This window comes from Leifsonia sp. HAY1-4F, from assembly GCF_056755275.1.
In genome coordinates this window covers 1-18,348 of sequence record NZ_JBNDHX010000078.1, presented here as the reverse complement: position 1 = coordinate 18,348, position 18,348 = coordinate 1, and the positions used below count along the sequence as shown (strand labels likewise).

17 protein-coding genes, 2 pseudogenes and 1 riboswitch are annotated in these 18,348 nt (G+C 69.1%); of the genes and pseudogenes, 12 read left to right on the top strand and 7 right to left on the bottom strand.

What is annotated here, in order from left to right:
• The 7 genes from ACPYOG_RS14145 to ACPYOG_RS14115 form a co-directional block, all read left to right on the top strand.
• Window positions 1-953, top strand: a 953-nt coding sequence (locus ACPYOG_RS14145) for an FAD-binding protein (protein ID WP_481294829.1), incomplete at its 5' end; no start/stop codon positions are given.
• Window positions 953-1,714 (top strand): succinate dehydrogenase iron-sulfur subunit, encoded by a 762-nt coding sequence (locus ACPYOG_RS14140; protein ID WP_481294828.1) that lies wholly within the window; start codon window positions 953-955, stop codon window positions 1,712-1,714. The genes ACPYOG_RS14145 and ACPYOG_RS14140, both read left to right, overlap by 1 nt.
• 45 nt (window positions 1,715-1,759) lie before the next feature.
• The gene (locus tag ACPYOG_RS14135; protein WP_481294827.1) at window positions 1,760-2,929 is read left to right on the top strand and encodes a YihY/virulence factor BrkB family protein; all 1,170 of its coding nucleotides are present in this window, start codon (window positions 1,760-1,762) and stop codon (window positions 2,927-2,929) included.
• A 67-nt stretch (window positions 2,930-2,996) separates the two neighbouring features.
• Complete coding sequence (locus ACPYOG_RS14130; protein ID WP_481294826.1) at window positions 2,997-3,833, top strand: exodeoxyribonuclease III; 837 nt, start codon at window positions 2,997-2,999, stop codon at window positions 3,831-3,833.
• Window positions 3,834-3,893: 60 nt separating this feature from the next.
• Window positions 3,894-4,919 carry a tryptophan--tRNA ligase gene (trpS, locus tag ACPYOG_RS14125; RefSeq protein ID WP_481294825.1) on the top strand — a complete coding sequence of 342 codons (1,026 nt, stop codon included), beginning with the start codon at window positions 3,894-3,896 and terminating at the stop codon, window positions 4,917-4,919.
• Window positions 4,919-5,512 carry a GNAT family N-acetyltransferase gene (locus ACPYOG_RS14120; protein WP_481294824.1) on the top strand — a complete coding sequence of 198 codons (594 nt, stop codon included), beginning with the start codon at window positions 4,919-4,921 and terminating at the stop codon, window positions 5,510-5,512. The genes trpS and ACPYOG_RS14120 overlap by 1 nt, the downstream gene beginning before the upstream one ends.
• Window positions 5,509-6,258 carry an HAD family hydrolase gene (locus ACPYOG_RS14115; protein ID WP_481294823.1) on the top strand — a complete coding sequence of 250 codons (750 nt, stop codon included), beginning with the start codon at window positions 5,509-5,511 and terminating at the stop codon, window positions 6,256-6,258. The genes ACPYOG_RS14120 and ACPYOG_RS14115 overlap by 4 nt, the downstream gene beginning before the upstream one ends.
• Before the next feature lie 57 nt (window positions 6,259-6,315).
• Here the strand turns inward: ACPYOG_RS14115 and glpK are convergent, their stop codons facing one another.
• The 3 genes from glpK to ACPYOG_RS14100 form a co-directional block, all read right to left on the bottom strand.
• Window positions 6,316-7,836 (bottom strand): glycerol kinase GlpK, encoded by a 1,521-nt coding sequence (gene glpK / locus ACPYOG_RS14110; RefSeq protein ID WP_481294822.1) that lies wholly within the window; start codon window positions 7,834-7,836, stop codon window positions 6,316-6,318.
• Between the two features lie 72 nt (window positions 7,837-7,908).
• Window positions 7,909-8,631, bottom strand: coding sequence for an MIP/aquaporin family protein (locus ACPYOG_RS14105; protein ID WP_481294830.1), 723 nt, complete (start codon window positions 8,629-8,631; stop codon window positions 7,909-7,911).
• Between the two features lie 181 nt (window positions 8,632-8,812).
• On the bottom strand, window positions 8,813-10,552 hold the full coding sequence (locus ACPYOG_RS14100) for a glycerol-3-phosphate dehydrogenase/oxidase (RefSeq protein WP_481294821.1): 1,740 nt from the start codon (window positions 10,550-10,552) through the stop codon (window positions 8,813-8,815).
• Window positions 10,553-10,691: 139 nt separating this feature from the next.
• Here ACPYOG_RS14100 and ACPYOG_RS14095 point away from each other — a divergent pair, with 139 nt between their 5' ends.
• From ACPYOG_RS14095 to ribH, 5 genes and pseudogenes are all read left to right on the top strand, one after another.
• Window positions 10,692-11,744 (top strand): sugar-binding transcriptional regulator, encoded by a 1,053-nt coding sequence (locus ACPYOG_RS14095; protein ID WP_481294820.1) that lies wholly within the window; start codon window positions 10,692-10,694, stop codon window positions 11,742-11,744.
• A gap of 77 nt (window positions 11,745-11,821) precedes the next feature.
• Window positions 11,822-11,975, top strand: a riboswitch (FMN riboswitch).
• A gap of 71 nt (window positions 11,976-12,046) precedes the next feature.
• Window positions 12,047-13,051, top strand: a pseudogene (gene ribD / locus ACPYOG_RS14090) (bifunctional diaminohydroxyphosphoribosylaminopyrimidine deaminase/5-amino-6-(5-phosphoribosylamino)uracil reductase RibD); the annotation flags it as partial.
• Between the two features lie 227 nt (window positions 13,052-13,278).
• Window positions 13,279-13,908: a riboflavin synthase gene (locus tag ACPYOG_RS14085; protein WP_481294819.1), complete on the top strand. Its 630-nt coding sequence runs from the start codon at window positions 13,279-13,281 to the stop codon at window positions 13,906-13,908.
• Window positions 13,905-15,215, top strand: coding sequence for a GTP cyclohydrolase II (gene ribA, locus ACPYOG_RS14080; RefSeq protein ID WP_481294818.1), 1,311 nt, complete (start codon window positions 13,905-13,907; stop codon window positions 15,213-15,215). The genes ACPYOG_RS14085 and ribA overlap by 4 nt, the downstream gene beginning before the upstream one ends.
• Complete coding sequence (gene ribH / locus ACPYOG_RS14075; RefSeq protein ID WP_481294817.1) at window positions 15,212-15,688, top strand: 6,7-dimethyl-8-ribityllumazine synthase; 477 nt, start codon at window positions 15,212-15,214, stop codon at window positions 15,686-15,688. The genes ribA and ribH overlap by 4 nt, the downstream gene beginning before the upstream one ends.
• Before the next feature lie 104 nt (window positions 15,689-15,792).
• Here the strand turns inward: ribH and ACPYOG_RS14070 are convergent, their stop codons facing one another.
• The 4 genes and pseudogenes from ACPYOG_RS14070 to ACPYOG_RS14055 form a co-directional block, all read right to left on the bottom strand.
• Window positions 15,793-16,221 carry a DUF2269 family protein gene (locus tag ACPYOG_RS14070; RefSeq protein WP_481294816.1) on the bottom strand — a complete coding sequence of 143 codons (429 nt, stop codon included), beginning with the start codon at window positions 16,219-16,221 and terminating at the stop codon, window positions 15,793-15,795.
• A 211-nt stretch (window positions 16,222-16,432) separates the two neighbouring features.
• Window positions 16,433-17,263, bottom strand: coding sequence for an ABC transporter permease (locus ACPYOG_RS14065; protein WP_481294815.1), 831 nt, complete (start codon window positions 17,261-17,263; stop codon window positions 16,433-16,435).
• On the bottom strand, window positions 17,260-18,144 hold the full coding sequence (locus ACPYOG_RS14060) for an ABC transporter permease (RefSeq protein WP_481294814.1): 885 nt from the start codon (window positions 18,142-18,144) through the stop codon (window positions 17,260-17,262). The genes ACPYOG_RS14065 and ACPYOG_RS14060 overlap by 4 nt, the downstream gene beginning before the upstream one ends.
• Window positions 18,141-18,348, bottom strand: a pseudogene (locus ACPYOG_RS14055) (ABC transporter ATP-binding protein); the annotation flags it as partial. The gene ACPYOG_RS14060 and the pseudogene ACPYOG_RS14055, both read right to left, overlap by 4 nt.

Below are 18,348 nucleotides of genomic sequence, written 5' to 3'. Positions count from 1 at the left end.
GGTTCATGGAGCGCTACGCCCCGACCATCAAAGACCTGGCACCCCGCGACATCGTCGCCCGCTGCATGGTCCAGGAGGTCGCGGAAGGCCGCGGCGCCGGCCCGCACAAGGACTACGTGCTGCTCGACTGCACCCACCTCGGCGCGGAAGTGCTGGAGACCAAGCTCCCGGACATCACCGAGTTTGCACGCACCTATCTCGGCGTCGACCCGGTCGTCGAGCCGGTGCCCGTCATGCCGACCGCGCACTACGCGATGGGCGGCATCCCGACGAACGTCTCCGCCGAGGTGCTGCGCGACAACACCACCGTCGTCCCCGGCCTGTACGCCGCGGGCGAGTGCGCGTGCGTCTCGGTGCACGGCTCGAACCGCCTCGGCACCAACTCGCTGCTCGACATCAACGTCTTCGGCAAGCGCGCGGGCAACAACGCGGTCGAGTACGTCAAGACGGCCGAGTACGTCCCGCTGCCGGAGGACCCGTCCGCGGGGGTCCGCACGCTGATCGACGGCCTGCGGAACTCGACGGGGACCGAGCGCATCGCTGCGATCCGCAAGGAGCTGCAGGACGAGATGGACCGGAACGCCCAGGTGTTCCGCACCGACGAGTCCCTCGCCCAGGTCACCGAGACCATCCACCGTCTCCGCGACCGCTACCGCAACATCCAGGTGCAGGACAAGGGCAAGCGCTTCAACACCGACCTGCTGGAGGCCGTCGAGCTCGGCTTCCTGCTCGACCTCGCCGAGGTCGTCGTCTACTCCGCTCGCAACCGCGAGGAGTCGCGCGGCGGCCACATGCGCGACGACTTCCCGAAGCGCGACGACGAGAACTACATGAAGCACACGATGGCCTACCTCACCGGCGACCCGCACTCGTCCGATGCCGCAGACCACATCACACTCGACTGGAAGCCCGTCGTCATCACCCGCTACCAGCCGATGGAGAGGAAGTACTGATGTCGACCGCCGTGCTCGAGACTCCCCCCGCCCCCGAGGCTCCGATCGAGTCCTTCACCGTCACGCTGATCATCCGCCGCTTCGATCCGGATGTGGACACGGAGCCGCGCTGGCAGGACTTCGACGTCGAGTTGTTCCCGACCGACCGCATCCTGGACGCCCTCCACAAGATCAAGTGGGAGCAGGACGGGTCGCTGACGTTCCGCCGGTCGTGCGCGCACGGCATCTGCGGCTCGGACGCCATGCGCATCAACGGCCGCAACCGCCTCGCCTGCAAGACGCTGATCAAGGACCTGGACATCTCCAAGCCGATCTACGTCGAGGCGATCAAGGGCCTGCCGCTGGAGAAGGACCTCATCGTCGACATGGAGCCCTTCTTCGAGTCGTACCGCGAGGTGCAGCCGTTCCTCGTCGCGAACAGCACTCCCCCGAAGGACAAGGAGCGCATCCAGTCGGTCGCCGACCGTGCGCGCTTCGACGACACCACCAAGTGCATCCTGTGCGCGGCGTGCACCTCCTCCTGCCCGGTGTTCTGGACCGACGGCCAGTACTTCGGGCCGGCCGCGATCGTCAACGCCCACCGCTTCATCTTCGACTCGCGCGACGACAACGCGCAGGTGCGCCTGGACATCCTGAACGACAAGGAAGGCGTCTGGCGCTGCCGGACCACCTTCAACTGCACGGATGCCTGCCCACGAGGCATTCAGGTCACCCAGGCCATCGCCGAGGTCAAGCAGGCGATCATGCGAGGCAAGCGCTGAGCTCCTGAGCATCGCCGGGCGGCCGCCTGTCGCTATCCTGACGGCGTGGCGAGGAAGAACCGGCGCAGCGCTCTGCGTCCCGATCCCGCGGTGCAGCGCGCCGAGGGGACGGTGGAGCCTGCGCCCGCAGCGACCGGGCGGGTCTCCCGCTGGGCGAAGTGGGTGGAAGCGCTGCGCCCCTACCGGGTCTACATCAACTTCGCGCACGCAGACGGCAACCTCCGGGCCGCGGGGATGGGCTACCAGTCCCTGTTCGCGGTCTTCGCGGCCGTCTGGGTCGGCTTCTCCGTCGCGAGCTACTGGATCGTGGACAACGAGAAGGTGTTCGACGCGCTCGTCGCGCTGATCAACCGCGCCATTCCCGGGCTGATCGGAACCGGCACCGTCCCGGGGGCCATCCCGGAGGCGGAGCTGCAGAATCCGAGCTCCTTCGGCTGGACCGGCCTCATCGCCGCAGGCGGCTTGATCTGGACCGCCATCGGCTGGCTGTACTACACGCGTCAGGCCGTGCGGGCGGTGTTCGGCCTCAGCCGGGACACGACCAACTACGTGCTCCAGAAGATCCGCGACCTGGGGCTCGCACTCGTCTTCGGGGTGCTGTTCGTCCTGTCGGCACTCGTCACCATCGTGAGCACGCAAACTCTCACTCTCCTCCTGGATCTGCTCGGGTTGAGCTCCGACTCGTTCTGGAACGGCGTTGTCACCCGGGTCTCGGGCCTGGTCGTATCGGTTGCGCTGAACATCGTCACGCTGGGGGCGATGTTCCGTGTCATGTCCCGGGTCGCGATCCCGTGGCGCAACCTGTTCTTCGGGGTGCTGCTCGGAGCACTCGTGATGGCCGCACTCAGCGTGCTCGGCGGCCTGCTGTTCGGCGGGACGTACCGGAACCCGCTTCTGGCCACGTTCACGGTCTTCATCGGACTGCTGCTGTGGTTCAACCTGATGTCGCGCGTCATCCTGCTGTCGGCGTCCTGGATCGCGGTGGGGATGTTCGATCGTGGGCTCTCCCCGCGAGCGGTCACACCGGCCCAAGCGGCGGCCGAACGGGAGGCGGCGGAGTATCGGGCGCGGGTGCTGGTAGCCCGGGCCGAGGCCGCGCAAGCGACGCAGGAGCTGGATCACGCGCGGTGGATCGGGCGTCTCGCGGCGCAGCGCCGGGTGGGACGGGCGGAGCAGCAGCTGAACGACCTCCTGGACCACCCGCCTGCCGGGTGAGGGCAGCCGGCGGCCGACGTGCAGCCGGGGCCGAGGTGCTGTCGGCGGCCCCCGCTAGGCTGGATTCATGCCCTCGAAACGCCTGCGCATCGCGACGATCAACGCCAACGGCATCCGCGCCGCCTTCCGCAAGGGCATGGGGGCCTGGCTCGACGGGCGCGACGTGGACATCCTCGCGATCCAAGAGGTCCGGGCGTCCACCGAAGACGTTCAAGGGCTCCTCGGCGAGGAGTGGGACATCGTGCACGACCCCGCGACGGCGAAAGGCCGAGCGGGTGTCGCGATCGCGAGCCGGCACCGGGCCTCCATCCACCGCGTGGAGCTGGGTCCGACCGAGTTCGACAGCGCCGGCCGCTGGCTGGAGGCCGACTACGAGGTCGACGGCACGGTCGTGAGCGTGGTCAGCGCCTACGTGCACTCGGGCGAGGCCGGTACGGACAAGCAGACCGAGAAGTACCGCTTCCTCGATGCGATGGAGGCCCGGCTCCCGGAACTGCAGAAGCACAACGAGCTGGCCGTCGTGATGGGCGACCTCAACGTCGGCCACCGCACGCTCGACATCCGCAACTGGAAAGGCAACGTCAAGCGCGCCGGCTTCCTGCCGGAGGAGCGCGCGTACTTCGACCGCATCCTCGGCACGGAGGACGACCCCGCATACAACGGCGGGGCGGGCCTCGGCTGGGTGGATGTCATCCGCAAGCACGCGGGCGACGTCGACGGCCCCTACACCTGGTGGTCCTGGCGCGGGAAGGCCTTCGACAACGACACCGGCTGGCGCATCGACTACCAGCTCGCGACGCCGGCGCTCGCAGCACGGGTGAAGGACTACGCGGTGGACCGCGCAGCCGCCTACGACGAGCGATGGTCGGACCACACGCCTGTGGTCGTCGACTACGCGCTCTGACGGCCCGAAGCATCCACCCCTCCCGACTTTCCCGACTTTCTCCACTTCGAAGGCAGAACCATGACGACACCGTCCCCACTTCCTCTTCCCCGTCTCTATTCCGGGATGCAGCCCTCGGCCGACTCGCTGCACCTCGGCAACTACATCGGCGCGCTCCTGCAGTGGAAGGAACTGCAGAGCACGCACGACGCGTTCTTCTCCGTGGTCGACCTCCACGCCATCACGGTGGCGCAGGACCCGGCCGAACTGCGCGAGAAGACCCGCCGCACGGCCGCGCAGTACATCGCGGCCGGCATCGACCCGTCCGCTTCCACCCTCTACGTGCAGTCGCACGTCCCCGCGCACGCCCAGCTCGCCTGGGTCCTGAACACGATCACCGGCTTCGGCGAGGCGTCGCGGATGACCCAGTTCAAGGACAAGTCGGCGAAGCAGGGCGCTGACGCCACCTCGGTCGGGCTCTTCGCGTACCCGGTGCTGATGGCCGCCGACATCCTGCTGTACGACGCGAAGGTGGTCCCGGTCGGCGACGACCAGCGCCAGCACGTGGAGCTGACGCGCGACCTCGCCGAACGCTTCAACAGCCGCTTCGGGCAGACGTTCGTGGTGCCCCAGGCGATGATCCTGAAGGACACCGCACGCATCTACGACCTGCAGAACCCGGAGTCGAAGATGTCGAAATCGGCGGACTCCGGGTCCGGCATCATCTGGCTGCTGGACGAGCCCGATGTCACGCGCAAGAAGATCATGCGGGCCGTCACCGACACCGACGGGGTGGTCTCGTTCGATCGCGCCGGAAAGCCCGGCATCTCCAATCTGCTCACGATCTTCGCGGCGCTCAGCGGGCGCTCCATCGAGTCCATCGAAGTGGACTACGACGGCACGGGCTACGGCGATCTGAAGAAGGGACTCGTGGAGGTGGTGGTCGAGCAGTTCACGCCCATCCGTCAGCGTGCGCTCGACCTCCTCGCCGATCCGGCTGAGCTCGATCGCATCCTCGCGGCGAACGCCGACCGCGCGACCGAGGTGGCCGAGGCCACGCTCGCCAAGGCATACGACCGGGTGGGCTTCCTCCCCCGGGCCCGCTGATGCCCCAGCCGGTCGAGCTCGTTTCGGAGCGGGTCACGCTCTCGATTCCCTGCGAGGCCGACATCGACCGGATCGCCGAGGTCTGCAGCGACCCGGCCATCGCGCGCTGGACGACCGTGCCCTCGCCCTATCGCCGTGAGAACGCGGTCGGATTCGTCGGCACGGTCGTCCCCGACGGCTGGGCGAGCGGACGGCTGTGCGTCTGGGCGATCCGCACGGAGGGCGTACTGGCGGGGATGATCAGCATCGGCGACATCCGCGAGCGCCGCGGCGAGATCGGGTTCTGGCTCGCGCCGGAGTTCCGCGGCCGCGGAGTGATGTCCGAGGCGACGCGGCTGGCGGTCGAGTACGCGTTCCGGCCGCGCCCAGAGGGCCTGGCCCTGAAGAGGATGGTGTGGCGGGCACTGGTGGGCAACACGGCGAGCGCAGCGGTCGCCCGGCGCGCCGGGTTCCGCTGGGAGGGCGTGGTCCCCCAGGGTGCGGAGCAGCGTGGCCGTCGCATGGACGAGTGGCGGGCGAGCCTGCGGCCGGAGGATCCGCGGGAGCCCGCGTCCGGCTGGCCTGAGCTGCCCGACGCGGAGGCTGCGCTGTGAGCACCCCGTCCGTGCCGCGTGTCGTCCTGTTCGATCTGGACGACACCCTCTTCGCGCATCGGGCCGCCGTCGAGACCGGCATCCTGCGGTACGCCGAGAGCCTCGGCAGTCCGTACGGCGCGCTCGAGGCGGATGAGCTGGCCACCCTCTGGCACGAGCTGGAGGAGGAGCACTACCACTCCTACCTCGCCGGCGACCTCGATTTCGAAGGGCAACGGCAGGCGCGCGCCCGCGACTTCGCCGCCCGCCACGGCGTCACGCTGAGCGACGCAGAGGCGAGCAGCTGGTTCGCCGACTACTTCCAGCACTACGTCGCCGCGTGGTCGCTGCACGACGACGCACTGCCGGCGCTCAACGCGCTGGAGGCGGCCATCCCGGGCGTCCGCTTCGGCCTCATCACCAACGGTGACCTGCCGTTCCAGCGACGCAAGGTGGAGGCGGTCGGATTGGATGCGCGGGTCGACCGGCTCATCGCCTCCGGCGAGGTCGGCGTGGTCAAGCCCGGCGCCGCGATCTTCCATGCGGCGTGCGAGGCGTTCGCCGTGGCTCCCGGCGAAGCCGCCTACGTCGGAGACCGCCTGCGCACGGACGCGATCGGGGCCGCCCGCGCGGGTCTGACCGGTATCTGGCTCAACCGGCGCGACGCCGTGCCGTCGTTCGAGGACGAGGTGGATGCCCTGGCTGCCGGAGTGCGCACCGTCCGCTCCCTCTCCGAGCTGGCCCCGCTGCTCACCGCATCGAGTTGACGCGACACGGCGAAGCGCCGCCCGGCGGTGCCGGGCGGCGCTTCTGTGCGGGGCGGGTCAGGCGTTGCGCACGTCGTCGTCGACCCAGTCGAAGGTCCGCGTGACGGCCTTCTTCCAGAGCCGGATCTGACGGTCGCGCTCGTCCGCATCCATCGCGGGCTCCCAGCGGCGGTCCTCCTGCCAGTTCTTGCGCAGGTCGTCCAGGTTCGCCCAGAACCCGGTCGCAAGACCGGCCGCGTAGGCGGCGCCGAGGGCGGTCGTCTCGGCGACGACCGGGCGCACGACGGGCACGCCGAGGATGTCGGCCTGGAACTGCATGAGCGTGTTGTTGGCGATCATGCCGCCGTCGACCTTCAGCTCCTGCAGGTCCACGCCGGAGTCGGCGTTGACCGCATCCAGCACCTCACGGGTCTGGAAGGCCGTGGCCTCCAGCACCGCGCGGGCGATGTGGCCCTTGTTCACGTACCGGGTCAGGCCGACGAGCGCACCGCGCGCATCCGCTCGCCAGTACGGCGCGAACAGGCCCGAGAACGCCGGCACGAAGTACGCGCCGCCGTTGTCGTCGACGGTCTTCGCCAGCTCCTCGATCTCCGGGGCGCTGGAGATGATCCCCAGGTTGTCGCGGAGCCACTGCACCAGCGAGCCGGTGACGGCGATGGAGCCCTCCAGCGCGTAGTGCGGCGCCTCGTCGCCCAGCTTGTAGCCGAGTGTGGTGAGCAGGCCGTTCTTGGAGTGGACGATCTCCTCACCCGTGTTGAAGATGAGGAAGTTGCCCGTGCCGTAGGTGTTCTTGGACTCGCCCGGATCGAACGCCGCCTGGCCGAAGGTCGCGGCCTGCTGGTCGCCCAGGATGCCGGCGACGGGAACTTCGCGCAGCAGGCTGGAGGACTCCACGGTGCCGTAGACCTCGGACGAGCTCCGGATCTCCGGGAGCATCGACCTCGGCACGCCGAACACCTCGAGGATGTCGTCGCGCCAGCTCAGCGTCTCCAGGTCCATGAAGAGCGTGCGGGAGGCGTTGGTGACGTCGGTGGCGTGAACGCCGCCGTCCGGACCGCCGGTCAGGTTCCAGAGGACCCAGCTGTCGGTCGTGCCGAACAGCAGGTCGCCCGCCTCTGCGCGCTCGCGAGCGCCCTCGACGTTCTCCAGGATCCAGACGATCTTGGTACCGGAGAAGTACGTCGCGAGCGGCAGGCCGACGATCTGCTTGAACCGTTCGGTGCCACCCTCGGCCGCCAGGCGGTCGACAATGGGCTGGGTGCGCGTGTCCTGCCAGACGATGGCGTTGTAGACCGGTTCGCCGGTGTTCTTGTCCCACACCACCGCGGTCTCCCGCTGGTTGGTGATGCCGACGGCGGCGATGTCGTGACGGGTGAGGTCGGCCTTGGACAGGGCCTGCCCGATGACCTCGCGGGTGTTGTTCCAGATCTCGACCGGATTGTGCTCGACCCATCCGGCCTTCGGAAAGATCTGCTCGTGCTCGAGCTGTCCGGACGAGACGATCGATCCGGACTTGTCGAAAATGATCGCCCGGGTACTGGTGGTGCCCTGGTCGATGGCGACGACGTAGTCGGCCATTGGTGACTCCTTTGTTCTCTTTGGGGTGGAGCAGAAGGGGCCGGTCCGGATGTTCCGGGCCGGCCCCGGGTCTTACTTGAGGATGACGAGCAGCGGGATCGCGAGCCAGCCGGCCAGCACACCGCCGATGATCGGGCCCGCCACCGGGATCCAGGAGTACGACCAGTCGCTCGGGCCTTTGCCCCGGATGGGGAGCAAGGCGTGGGCGATGCGGGGTCCGAGGTCACGGGCCGGGTTGATCGCGTAACCGGTCGGACCGCCGAGGCTGGCGCCGATGCCGATCACGAGGAGGGCGACGGGGAGCGCACCGAGGGCGGCGAGGCCGACGGCCTGACCGGGCTGGTGGCCGAAGGCGATCACGACGAACACCAGCACGAACGTGCCGATGATCTCCGTGACGAGGTTCCAGGCGTAGGTGCGGATGGCGGGGCCCGTCGAGAACACGCCGAGCTTGTTCGCGGGGTCCGGCTCCTCATCGAAGTGCTTCTTGTAGGCCAGCCAGGTGAGCGCGGCGCCGATGATGGCGCCGATCAGCTGGCCGAGGATGAAGACCACGATGGTGACGAAGTTCACGTCGACGACGGCTTTGCCGACACCGAAGTGGCTCTGCCCGTTGGCCACGAGCCCGAGGGTGACCGCCGGGTTGAGATGGGCGCCCGAGTTGTATGCGACCACCACCCCGGAGAACACCGCGATACCCCAGCCGATGTTCACCATCAGGAACCCGCCGTTGAAGCCCTTGTTCCTGATGAGGGCGACGTTCGCCACCACACCGGTACCGAGGAGGACCAGCATCGCTGTGCCCACCAGCTCGGACAGGAAATCCACACCTAAATTGTCCACGTTGACCTTCCAGTTGTTCCGTTGACCCGCACCCTGTCGTGCGTTCTGGTGAGGCTCTTGTCAGGGTGGGCATTGTGAACGCTATTGCGGCCACGCTCGCGGTGACAAGAACCCTGTCATGCACGTTCGTGCATTATCGAACAGCAGCGGCTTCGCTCCCATCCCCCGACTTCAGCTGCACCCGATGGGCGTCGGCGAGGTCCGCTACGAACGAATCTTCCTCCTCGGCGCGACGGTTTGGCGACCATCCCAGCGCGGTTGCTGCGATTTCGCCGATCTCGTGCACGAGCGGAAGTGTGATGGCGCCGGTGAAGGCGAGGCTGGTGCGGCGCAGGAAGACATCGGCGAGGTGCACGGCATGCTCACTGCGGACCAGGTGGTCGATCTCGGCGTGCGAGTAGCTCGGCGCGGCCGCGAGCGGCGCGTCCTCCCCGTCCCAGCCGGCGATCGCGTCGATGACGAACGTCGCCCTCGTCCCGTAGCGGTGCAGCAGGGTCGCAGCGCGCTCGGCGCCGACGTCCGCGCCGTACCGGGCGATCCAGTCGCGCTCCGCCTGCGGAGTGGTCGGGAAGCCGGCCCCGCCGCCGATCGGCAGGCCGAGCGTCTGGACCGTGCGCTCGGCACCGAGTGCCTGCAGCGTCTCGTTCGCGAGGTGCTCGCTCAGCGCCCGGAACGTGGTCCACTTGCCGCCCACCAGGCTGAGGACGCGGGTGTCGCTAAGGCCCGGGATCGTCCCCGGGACGATGCGGTAGTCGCGCGAGACGAATCCGGGCGCCGTGTCGTCGTGGTGCGGCAGCGGGCGGACGCCCGAGAAGGTGTAGACGATCTGCTCCCGGGTGACCGGGATCGCTGGGAAAACGTGCGAGACCAGTTCGATGAAGTAGTCGATCTCGTCCTCGGTGATCACCGCGCGCTCGGACATGTCGGCATCGATGTCGGTGGTGCCGACCATGACCCGGCCCTTCAGCGGGTAGATCAGGACGATCCGGCCGTCATTGTTCTCGAAGAACAGCTCGCGGCCCTGGCAGGCCTCGAGGAGCTCGGGGTTGTCGAGCACGATGTGGGAGCCCTTGGTGCCGCCCATGTAGCGGGTCGCCTCGCCGAGGGCGGTGTTCGTCAGATCCGTCCAGGGACCGGAGGCGTTGACGACGACATCCGCGGTGATGGCGAACTCCTCGCCGGTCTCCCGGTCGCGGACGAGCACGCCTCCGTCGCGGACGCCGATGGCCTCCACGTAGTTGACGGCGCGTGCGTGCGGCCCGGCTGCGAGCCCGTCGGCGAGGACGTCGAGCGCGAGGCGCTCAGGGTCGTGCACGGAGGCGTCGAAGTAGGTGGCGGTGTACTTCAGGTCCGGGTTCAGCGCGGGCAGCGACTCCAGCGACTTCTTCCTGCCGTGGAAGCTGTGGCGCGGGACGCTGCCCCCGTCGCGCGAGAACGCGTCGTAGATCGTCAAGCCGGTCTTGATCAGGAACGCTCCGCGCTCCTTCGGCTTGCCCTGCTTGTGGGTGAGGAACCGGAGCGGTGCGGCGAGGATGCCGGAGAAGGTGGAGTAGACCGGGATGGTCGTCTGGAGCGGCTTCACGTAGTGCGGGGCGATCCTGAGCAGGCCGTTGCGCTCGGTGACCGACTCCTTCACGAGGCGGAACTCGCCGTTCTCGAGGTAGCGGATGCCGCCGTGGATCATGTGGCTGGAGGCCGCCGATGCTCCGGAGACGAAGTCGTTGCGCTCGACGAGCACCACATCCACACCCTGCAGGGCGAGGTCGCGGAAGGTGCCGAGCCCGTTGATGCCGCCGCCGACGACGAGCACCTGTGCTCGTGGGTTGTCTCGGAGGCGCTGGACCTCGGTGCGTGCGGTCGACTTCGTCGTCACGATCTTCTCCTGATGCTTCTGGCTCGGCGGTGCTGTGCGGTTATAGTCTTCGGTGGCAGCACAACTTCGATCAAGCCGCATGCACATACGTGCACCGGCTCGTCACCCCGAGAAGTCGTCCCAGCGAAGAAGGCCCCGAATGCCCCAACCCGAAACCGAACACCTGCCCGAGAAGGTCCGCGACGCCCTCAAAGCCGGTCACCTCTATTACATGCAGGACCTGACGATGGAGGCGATCGCGCACGAGATGCACACCTCGCGCTCGAGTGTCTCCCGGCTGCTCAGCTACGCGCGGTCGTCGGGACTGGTGACCATCCAGATCGCCGAGCCGCACGAAGGTGCGACACGCATCCAGCAGGCGATCCACGACCGCTACGGCATCGCCGCGCACATCGTCCCCATGCCGAGCGCGATCAGCGACGTCGACCGGCTGGAGCGGGTGGCGATCTCGGCTGCACGGATTCTCGACCGCTTCATCGACTCCAACCAGACGGTCGGGATCGCGTGGGGCTCGACGATGAGCGCCCTGAGCCGGCACCTCATCCCCAAGGAGCTGCACAACGTGGAGTTCGTGCAGCTGAACGGGGCAGGGAACACCTACACCACCGGCGTGCTCTACGCCTCGGAGATCCTCCGTCGCTTCGGGGACACGTACTCCGGCACCATCCAGGAGTTCCCGGTCCCGGCTCTGTTCGACGATCCGCAGACCAAGGTCGCCATGTGGCGTGAGCGCAGCACGCGGCGCATCCTCGACATCCAGGCACGGATGGATGTGGCTCTGTTCGGCCTCGGCTCCCCCTTCTCGGAGGTGCGCTCCCACGTCTACGCCGGCGGGTACCTCGACCAGGCGGACTACGAGTCGCTCGATGCCTCCGGCGTGGCCGGCGATGTCGCCACGGTGTTCTTCCGCGAGGACGGCAGTCATCACGGCATCCCCCTCAACGAGCGCGCGAGCGGGCCGGACATCGACCTCATCACGCGCGTCCCGCGGCGGGTCTGCATCGTGTCGGGGCCGTCGAAGGTGCACAGCCTCCGGGGTGCCCTCGCGGCAGGCCTCATCACCGACCTGATCGTGGACGAAGGGACGGCTCGCGCCCTCGTGCAGCTCACGCAGCCCGTCGCGCCCATCGGTCCTGCGCCGGTGGCCCAGCAACAGGACACCGAGGCCGACGAGGCCGTCACGGCCGCCTGACCGGAGCGTCACCGGGCGTCGCATCCACAACGGGAATAGACGACGCCCCCCTGCGTTGATCTACACTCGACAACGAAACACGTGCTCCGGGGTCGGTGAAAGTCCGAACCGGCGGTGACAGTCCGCGAGCGGGACGCCCAGGCGCCCTGCTGAGCCGGTGGAATTCCGGCACCGACGGTAATGCGTCAGGCTCAGGCCTGTCGCTCAGTCCGGATGGGAGGCAGCACGGTGGGCGGTCCTTAGGGGCCGGTGCCCGCGCGACCCCGGTGACACGTCTCGACGAGAGACGGGATGGCAACGGGATGACGTGGGAAGCCCCCATGCGCAGGGCGCTCGAGCTGGCGGCCAACGGCCCGGCCACGGGCGTGAACCCGCGGGTCGGCTGCGTCCTCCTCGACCCCGACGGCCACCTCCTGGCCGAGGGCTGGCATCGCGGTGTCGGCACCCCGCACGCCGAAGTGGATGCGCTGAGCAGGCTGCCGGAGGGCGGCGCCCGCGGCGCGATAGCCGTCGTCACCCTCGAGCCGTGCAACCACTGGGGCCACACCGGTCCCTGCTCGGAGGCGCTGATCGCCGCGGGCGTGGCGCGCGTCGTCTACGGGACCGCCGACCCGGGCCGCCACTCCGGCGGGGGCGCTGAGCGTCTGCGGGAGGCGGGCGTCGAGGTGATCGGCGGAGTGCTCCGCGACGAGATCGAGGCCTTCCTCGGCGACTGGCTGACCGCCGCCCGGCTCGGCCGGCCCTACATCGTCGTGAAGTGGGCGAGCAGCCTGGACGGCCGCGCCGCAGCGGCCGACGGAACGAGCCGCTGGATCACCGGCGCAGCAGCGCGTCAGCGGGTGCACGAGCAGCGCGAAGCCTCGGACGCGATCGTCGTCGGCACCGGAACGGTGCTGGCCGACGACCCGAGTCTGACCGCGCGCGGCGACGCCGGGGAGCTGATGCGCACCCAGCCGACGCCGGTGGTGATCGGCACCCGCGCCATCCCGAAGGACGCCGCCGTCTTCCGCCACCCGCATCCCGTGATCTTCGAGGGGACCCACGATCTGCACGAGGTCGTCGCCGACCTGCACCAGCGCGGCTTCCGCCGTGCGTACGTGGAGGGCGGGCCGACCCTGGCGAGCGCCTTCGTGGCGGCGGGCCTGGTGGACGAGTACGCCATCTACCTGGCGCCGACGCTCCTCGGCGGACCGCGCGTCGCGCTCGGCGACATCGGGGTCGAGACGATCGGCGACCAGCGGAGGCTGCGGATCGTCGAGGTCGAACAGCTCGGCGGCGACCTGCTCATCCGTGCCGTCCCCGTGCCCGTCGGTGCCGTTCGCGCCGGTGCCGTTCGCGCCGGTGCCGTTCGCGCCGGTGCCGTTCGAGCCGACCGGGACGAGGCCGCGCACGTCGGCGGCGCCGGCATCTTCCCGAGCACGGGCATCCCGGCCTCCGACATCCCGGCTGACATCCCGAGCACGGGCATCCCGACCACCGACACCCCGACCACCGACGCCGGAGCCCCGCTCCCGGCCGGACAGGAGAACTGACCATGTTCACCGGAATCATCGAAGAGCTGGGCGAGATCACCGCCGTCGAGCGCAGTGCGGACGCCGCACGCGTCACCGTCCGGGGACCGCTCGCCGTCAGCGACGCCCGGCACGGCGACTCCATCTCGGTCAGCGGCGTCTGCCTCACCGTGATCGACAAGGACGCCGAGACGTTCACGGCGGATGTGATGGCCGAGACCCTCGTCATGAGCACGCTGGACGACGTCCAGCCCGGCCGCCGGGTCAACCTGGAGCGAGCGGCGCAGGTCGGCGACCGCCTCGGCGGGCACATCGTCCAGGGCCACATCGACGGCACCTCCACCGTTCTCTCGGTCACGGACGGCAGCGCCTGGCGCGTCGTCCGGCTGGGCCTCGACCCGGAGCACGCCCCCCTCGTGGCGCGCAAGGGCTCTATCGCGATCGACGGCGTCTCGCTCACGGTCAGCGCCGTGGGCGGCGGGCGCGAGGACGGCTGGTTCGAGGTGTCCCTCATCCCCGAGACCCTGGTCGCGACGACCCTCGGCGACCGCGTCGCGGGTGACCGCGTCAACATCGAGACGGACATCCTCGCCCGTCATGTGGAGCGCATGCTCGCGCTCGAACCGGAACTGAGCGAACGGAGCGCGTCATGAGTCTGGCCACCATCCCCGAGGCCCTCGCAGAACTACGGGCGGGCCGCCCGGTCATCGTCGTCGACAACGAGAGCCGGGAGAACGAGGGCGACGTGCTGATCGCCGCCGAGCTCGCCAGCCAGGAGTGGATCGCCTGGACGGTCAAGCACTCGTCCGGCTTCATCTGCGCGCCGATGACCAACGAGATCGCGGACCGGCTGGAGCTGCCGGTCATGGTCGTCGCCAACGAGGACGCCCGCGGCACCAACTACACGGTCAGCGTGGATGCGGCCAACCGCCTCTCCACCGGCATCAGCGCCGCCGACCGCGCCCACACGCTGCGCGTGCTGGCGAACCTCGACAGCACGCCGACGAGCCTCCACCGGCCGGGCCACATCCTGCCTCTGCGTGCGGTCGAGGGCGGTGTCCGGGAACGCGACGGGCACACCGAGGCGGCGGTCGACCTGCTCCTCCTGGCGGGGATGACGCCCGTGGGGGCGATCGCGGAGATCGTCGCCGACGACGGCGAGATGATGCGCCTGCCCGGCCTCATCGAGCTCGGTCAGCGCGAGGGCGTGCTCGTCGTCACCATCGAGGCCCTCATCGCCTACCTGCAGGAGTTCCACTGCGACCAGCCTCTGGAGGCCGTCGCGCCCGTCCCGGAGACCTCGCGGGTGATCTTCGAGGTGGAGACGACCGTCCCGACGACGCACGGGCCGTTCCGGATGCGCGCCTACCGCGACCGGACGACCGGCGCCGACCACGTGGCGATCGTGGCGGGGACACCCCGCAGGGACGGCACGCTGGTCCGCGTCCACTCGGAGTGCCTCACGGGTGAGGCGTTCGGGTCGCTGAAGTGCGAGTGCGGGCCGCAGCTCGACGCGGCGCTCGACACCATCCAGCGCGAAGGCGGCATCGTCGTCTACCTGCGCGGCCACGAGGGACGCGGCATCGGCCTGATCAACAAGCTGCGCGCCTACAAGCTGCAGGAGGAGGGACTCGACACGCTCGACGCGAACCTCGCCCTCGGCCTGCCGATCGACGCCCGCGACTACGGTGCGGCCACGGCGATCCTGCAGGACCTGGGCATCCAGTCGGTTCGCCTGCTGACCAACAACCCGGAGAAGGTCCGCCAGCTCGAGGAGCACGGAATCGCCGTCGAGGAGCGAGTGCCGCTCATCGTCGGCATCGGCGCTTTCAACGAGGGCTACCTGGAGACCAAGCGCGACCGGATGGGTCACGCGATCGGGGACATCGACCCGTTGTCCGCGACGGATGAGACCGACGAGACGGCTGCGGGATTCGCAGCAGGGAGGACCACACGATGAGCGGAGCCGGAGCCCCCAGCGCCGAGGAGCGGATCGACGGGAGCGGCCTGAACGTCGTCGTCGTGGCCGGCCGCTGGCACGAGACCATCAGCGAGGCCCTCGTCGCCGGCGCGCAGCGGACCTTGGAGGCGTCGGGCGCCACGCACACGCTGGTCCGCGTCCCCGGAAGCTTCGAGCTTCCCGTCGTGAGCAAGGCCGCCCTCGAGGCGGGCGCCGACGCGGTGGTGGCCCTCGGGGTCATCATCCGCGGCGGCACCCCGCACTTCGAGTACGTCTCGGCGGCGGCGACGGACGGGCTGACCCGCGTCGCACTCGACACGGGCAAACCGGTCGGTTTCGGCGTGCTCACGCTCGACGACGAGGCGCAGGGCATCGACCGCTCCGGCCTCCCCGGCTCCAAGGAGGACAAGGGCGCCGAGGCGGCTCACGCCGCCCTCGCCACCGCGCTGGCCCTCCGAGCTCTCCGCGCCTAGCCGTTCTGACCCAGCCCCACCATCGAGTCCGCAGAGACTGCACGCCGCTTCGGCGTGTCGCGTGCAGTCTTCGCGGACTCGATGGTGGGCGGCCCGCCTGAGGGTTACGGCTTCCAGACCATGAGGATGACGACGACGAGGAGCAGGAGGCTCGCGACGCCGGAGCCCGCGGCCAGCTGCGGGTAGCGGGAGGCTGTGCCGTCCCGCAGGGACTCGGCGGCGCGGCGCATGGTCGGCACGACGAGGAAGAGCGTCAGCGCGAGGGCGACGACGTACAGGATGATCGACCACAGGATCCACGGGGTCGTGATGCCGAGGTGGAACTTCGGGTCGGCCATGCCCATGAGGCCGAATCCGAACAGCACCACGAGCAGCGAGAGCAGTGAGAGCAGGTTGGTCGACTTCGCGAGCGTTTCGACCTGGCGGGAGTCCCCGGCGCGGACGGCTCGCATCGCCGTCATCGGGAGGATGGCCATCGGGCCGACGATGAAGACCGCCGACACCACGTGCAGCACTGCAAAAAGCGTTTCCATGCCTCCAGCGTAGCGAGATGTCCTCACTCGGCCGGCTCGCGCACCACATCCCTCCCCGCTCCTGGCTGAGTAGCGAAGGTGATCGGGTGCCGAATCTCCTTCGAATGGCAGTGGTGAAGGAGATTCGAACGGTATTCGTTCGAATCTCCTTCGCTGGCGGGGCTCCTTAACTGGCAGTCGAGCAGCCCGGGCCGCGGTCGGGACGAGGCGCTCAGTCGAGGAAGAGGGCGCGCAGGCGGCGTGTGGTGAGGATCAGGCCGAGCACGATCATCACGGCGAAGTAGAGGACGTGCCACAGCATCCCGACGTTCACCTCGCCGGTCGTGAGGCCGCGGACGAGTTCCACGCCCTGCCAGAGCGGCATCGCCTTGATGACGACCTGCAACGGCTCCGGGTAGACGGTGATCGGGTAGAAGGTCGCCGACAGGAGGAACATCGGCAGCAGGATGAAGTTGATCCAGTCCATCTGCTGGAACGTCTTCATGTAGCTCGTGACGCCCATCCCGAAGCTCGCGAAACCGAACGCGATCAGCAGGACGGCCGGCAGCGCCAACAGCGCCCACCAGGACAGGGTGAGGCCGAGGACCTGCATCACGATCATGAATCCGACGGCATAGAGGGCTCCGCGCAGCAGGGCGAGCAGGATCTCGCCGAGCGCGACATCCAGCGGGCCGAGAGAGGTGGCGAGCATCCCCTCGTAGAGCTTGGCGAAGTGCATCTTGAAGAAGACGTTCCACGTCGAGTCGTAGACGGCGCCGTTCATGGCGGCGGTCGCCAGCAGGGCCGGGGCGATGAACGCGGCGTAGGGGACGCTCTGGCCCGACGAGGTGTGGATGCTGCCGACGAGCGCACCGAAGCCGATCCCGAGCGAGAGCAGGTAGAAGATCGGCTCGAAGAAGCCGGAGACGATGACCAGCCAGTTGGTGCTCCGCGTCGCCGACCACCCGCGCTGCATGACGGAACGCGCGTTGCCGGCGTAGAGGGCGCGCACCGGTCCGGAGCGTGGCTCGGTCAGGGTGGCGCGCTGGTCGGTGGCGGTCACTTGTTCAGCCTCCTCGCGGCGATCCGGCGCGCCCACAGCCAGAAGACGACGAACAGAGCGAGCAGGTACACGATGTGGACGACGGACAGCCAGAGCGGCTCGCTCATCCCGTAGGAGAACACCCGTGAGAGCTGGGTCGAGTGCCAGAGGGGCGAGACCCAGCCGATCCACTGCAGGAACCACGGCATGTTCGCGAGCGGGAAGAACGTCCCCGAGAACAGGGTCAGAGGCAGCAGGACGAACCGCATCAGCATGGCGATCTGCCCGCTGTCCTGCTCGATCGTCGCGACGTAGGCCATGATCGGCGCGCCGAAGGCCAGCCCGCCGATCGTGCCGACCAGGATGCCCACGAAGGCCCAGGCACCGGGAACGGCGCCGAAAAGCGCCATGAAGGCGAAGTAGACGGCGGTGGTACCGAGCAGCCGGGCGACCACCGCGATGACGACACCATCGATGATCTGGCCGGGCGCGATCGGCGAGGCGTTGATGCCGTAGAACGTGGGATTCCACTTGAAGCCGAGCAGGATCGGGTAGGTGAACTCCTCGCTCGCGACCGTGACGGCAGCGGTGCAGAGCAGCGCAGGCGCGACGAAGGCCAGATAGCTGACGCCGTCGACGGCGTGCGGCCCGAGGTTCGCGCTGACCAGGCTGCCGAGACCGAGACCCATCGCGAGGAGGTAGAGCAGCGGGTTGCCGAATCCCGTCACGAGCAGGGTCTGGAGGTAGGACCGCATGACGCGGAAGCGGTGCTCGGCCACGTACCACGCGCCGAAGCGGCGGGGGCGGACGGCTGCGGTCAGCGCGGCGCGCGCGCCGTCGCCGCCCTCGGCGCCCGGTCCCGGGGCGCCGGGTGTCCCGGACCGGCCGACGATCGCGCTCATTCGATCAGGCTCCGTCCGGTCAGCCGGAGGAACACATCCTCGAGGCTCGAACGCCGCACCAGGCTGGTCAGCGGATGCAGGCCGCGCTCGACGATGCGGACGAGCTCCGCCTCGCCGTCGTCGCTGTAGACGAGGATGCGGTCGGGCAGCACCTCGATCCGCTCGCCCACCCCGTCCAGGCGTTCCGCGACCTCCGCATTGCGT

Excerpts from the sequence above, each read along its gene's own strand:
- ACPYOG_RS14120 (WP_481294824.1), top strand. The coding sequence starts at position 4,919 with ATGCCCCAGCCGGTCGAGCTCGTTTCGGAGCGGGTCACGCTCTCGATT.
- ACPYOG_RS14105 (WP_481294830.1), bottom strand. The coding sequence starts at position 8,631 with ATGCTGGTCCTCCTCGGTACCGGTGTGGTGGCGAACGTCGCCCTCATC.
- ACPYOG_RS14140 (WP_481294828.1), top strand. The coding sequence starts at position 953 with ATGTCGACCGCCGTGCTCGAGACTCCCCCCGCCCCCGAGGCTCCGATC.
- trpS (WP_481294825.1), top strand. The coding sequence starts at position 3,894 with ATGACGACACCGTCCCCACTTCCTCTTCCCCGTCTCTATTCCGGGATG.
- glpK (WP_481294822.1), bottom strand. The coding sequence starts at position 7,836 with ATGGCCGACTACGTCGTCGCCATCGACCAGGGCACCACCAGTACCCGG.
- ribH (WP_481294817.1), top strand. The coding sequence starts at position 15,212 with ATGAGCGGAGCCGGAGCCCCCAGCGCCGAGGAGCGGATCGACGGGAGC.
- ACPYOG_RS14085 (WP_481294819.1), top strand. The coding sequence starts at position 13,279 with ATGTTCACCGGAATCATCGAAGAGCTGGGCGAGATCACCGCCGTCGAG.
- ACPYOG_RS14095 (WP_481294820.1), top strand. The coding sequence starts at position 10,692 with ATGCCCCAACCCGAAACCGAACACCTGCCCGAGAAGGTCCGCGACGCC.
- ACPYOG_RS14070 (WP_481294816.1), bottom strand. The coding sequence starts at position 16,221 with ATGGAAACGCTTTTTGCAGTGCTGCACGTGGTGTCGGCGGTCTTCATC.
- ribA (WP_481294818.1), top strand. The coding sequence starts at position 13,905 with ATGAGTCTGGCCACCATCCCCGAGGCCCTCGCAGAACTACGGGCGGGC.
- ACPYOG_RS14130 (WP_481294826.1), top strand. The coding sequence starts at position 2,997 with ATGCCCTCGAAACGCCTGCGCATCGCGACGATCAACGCCAACGGCATC.
- ACPYOG_RS14060 (WP_481294814.1), bottom strand. The coding sequence starts at position 18,144 with ATGAGCGCGATCGTCGGCCGGTCCGGGACACCCGGCGCCCCGGGACCG.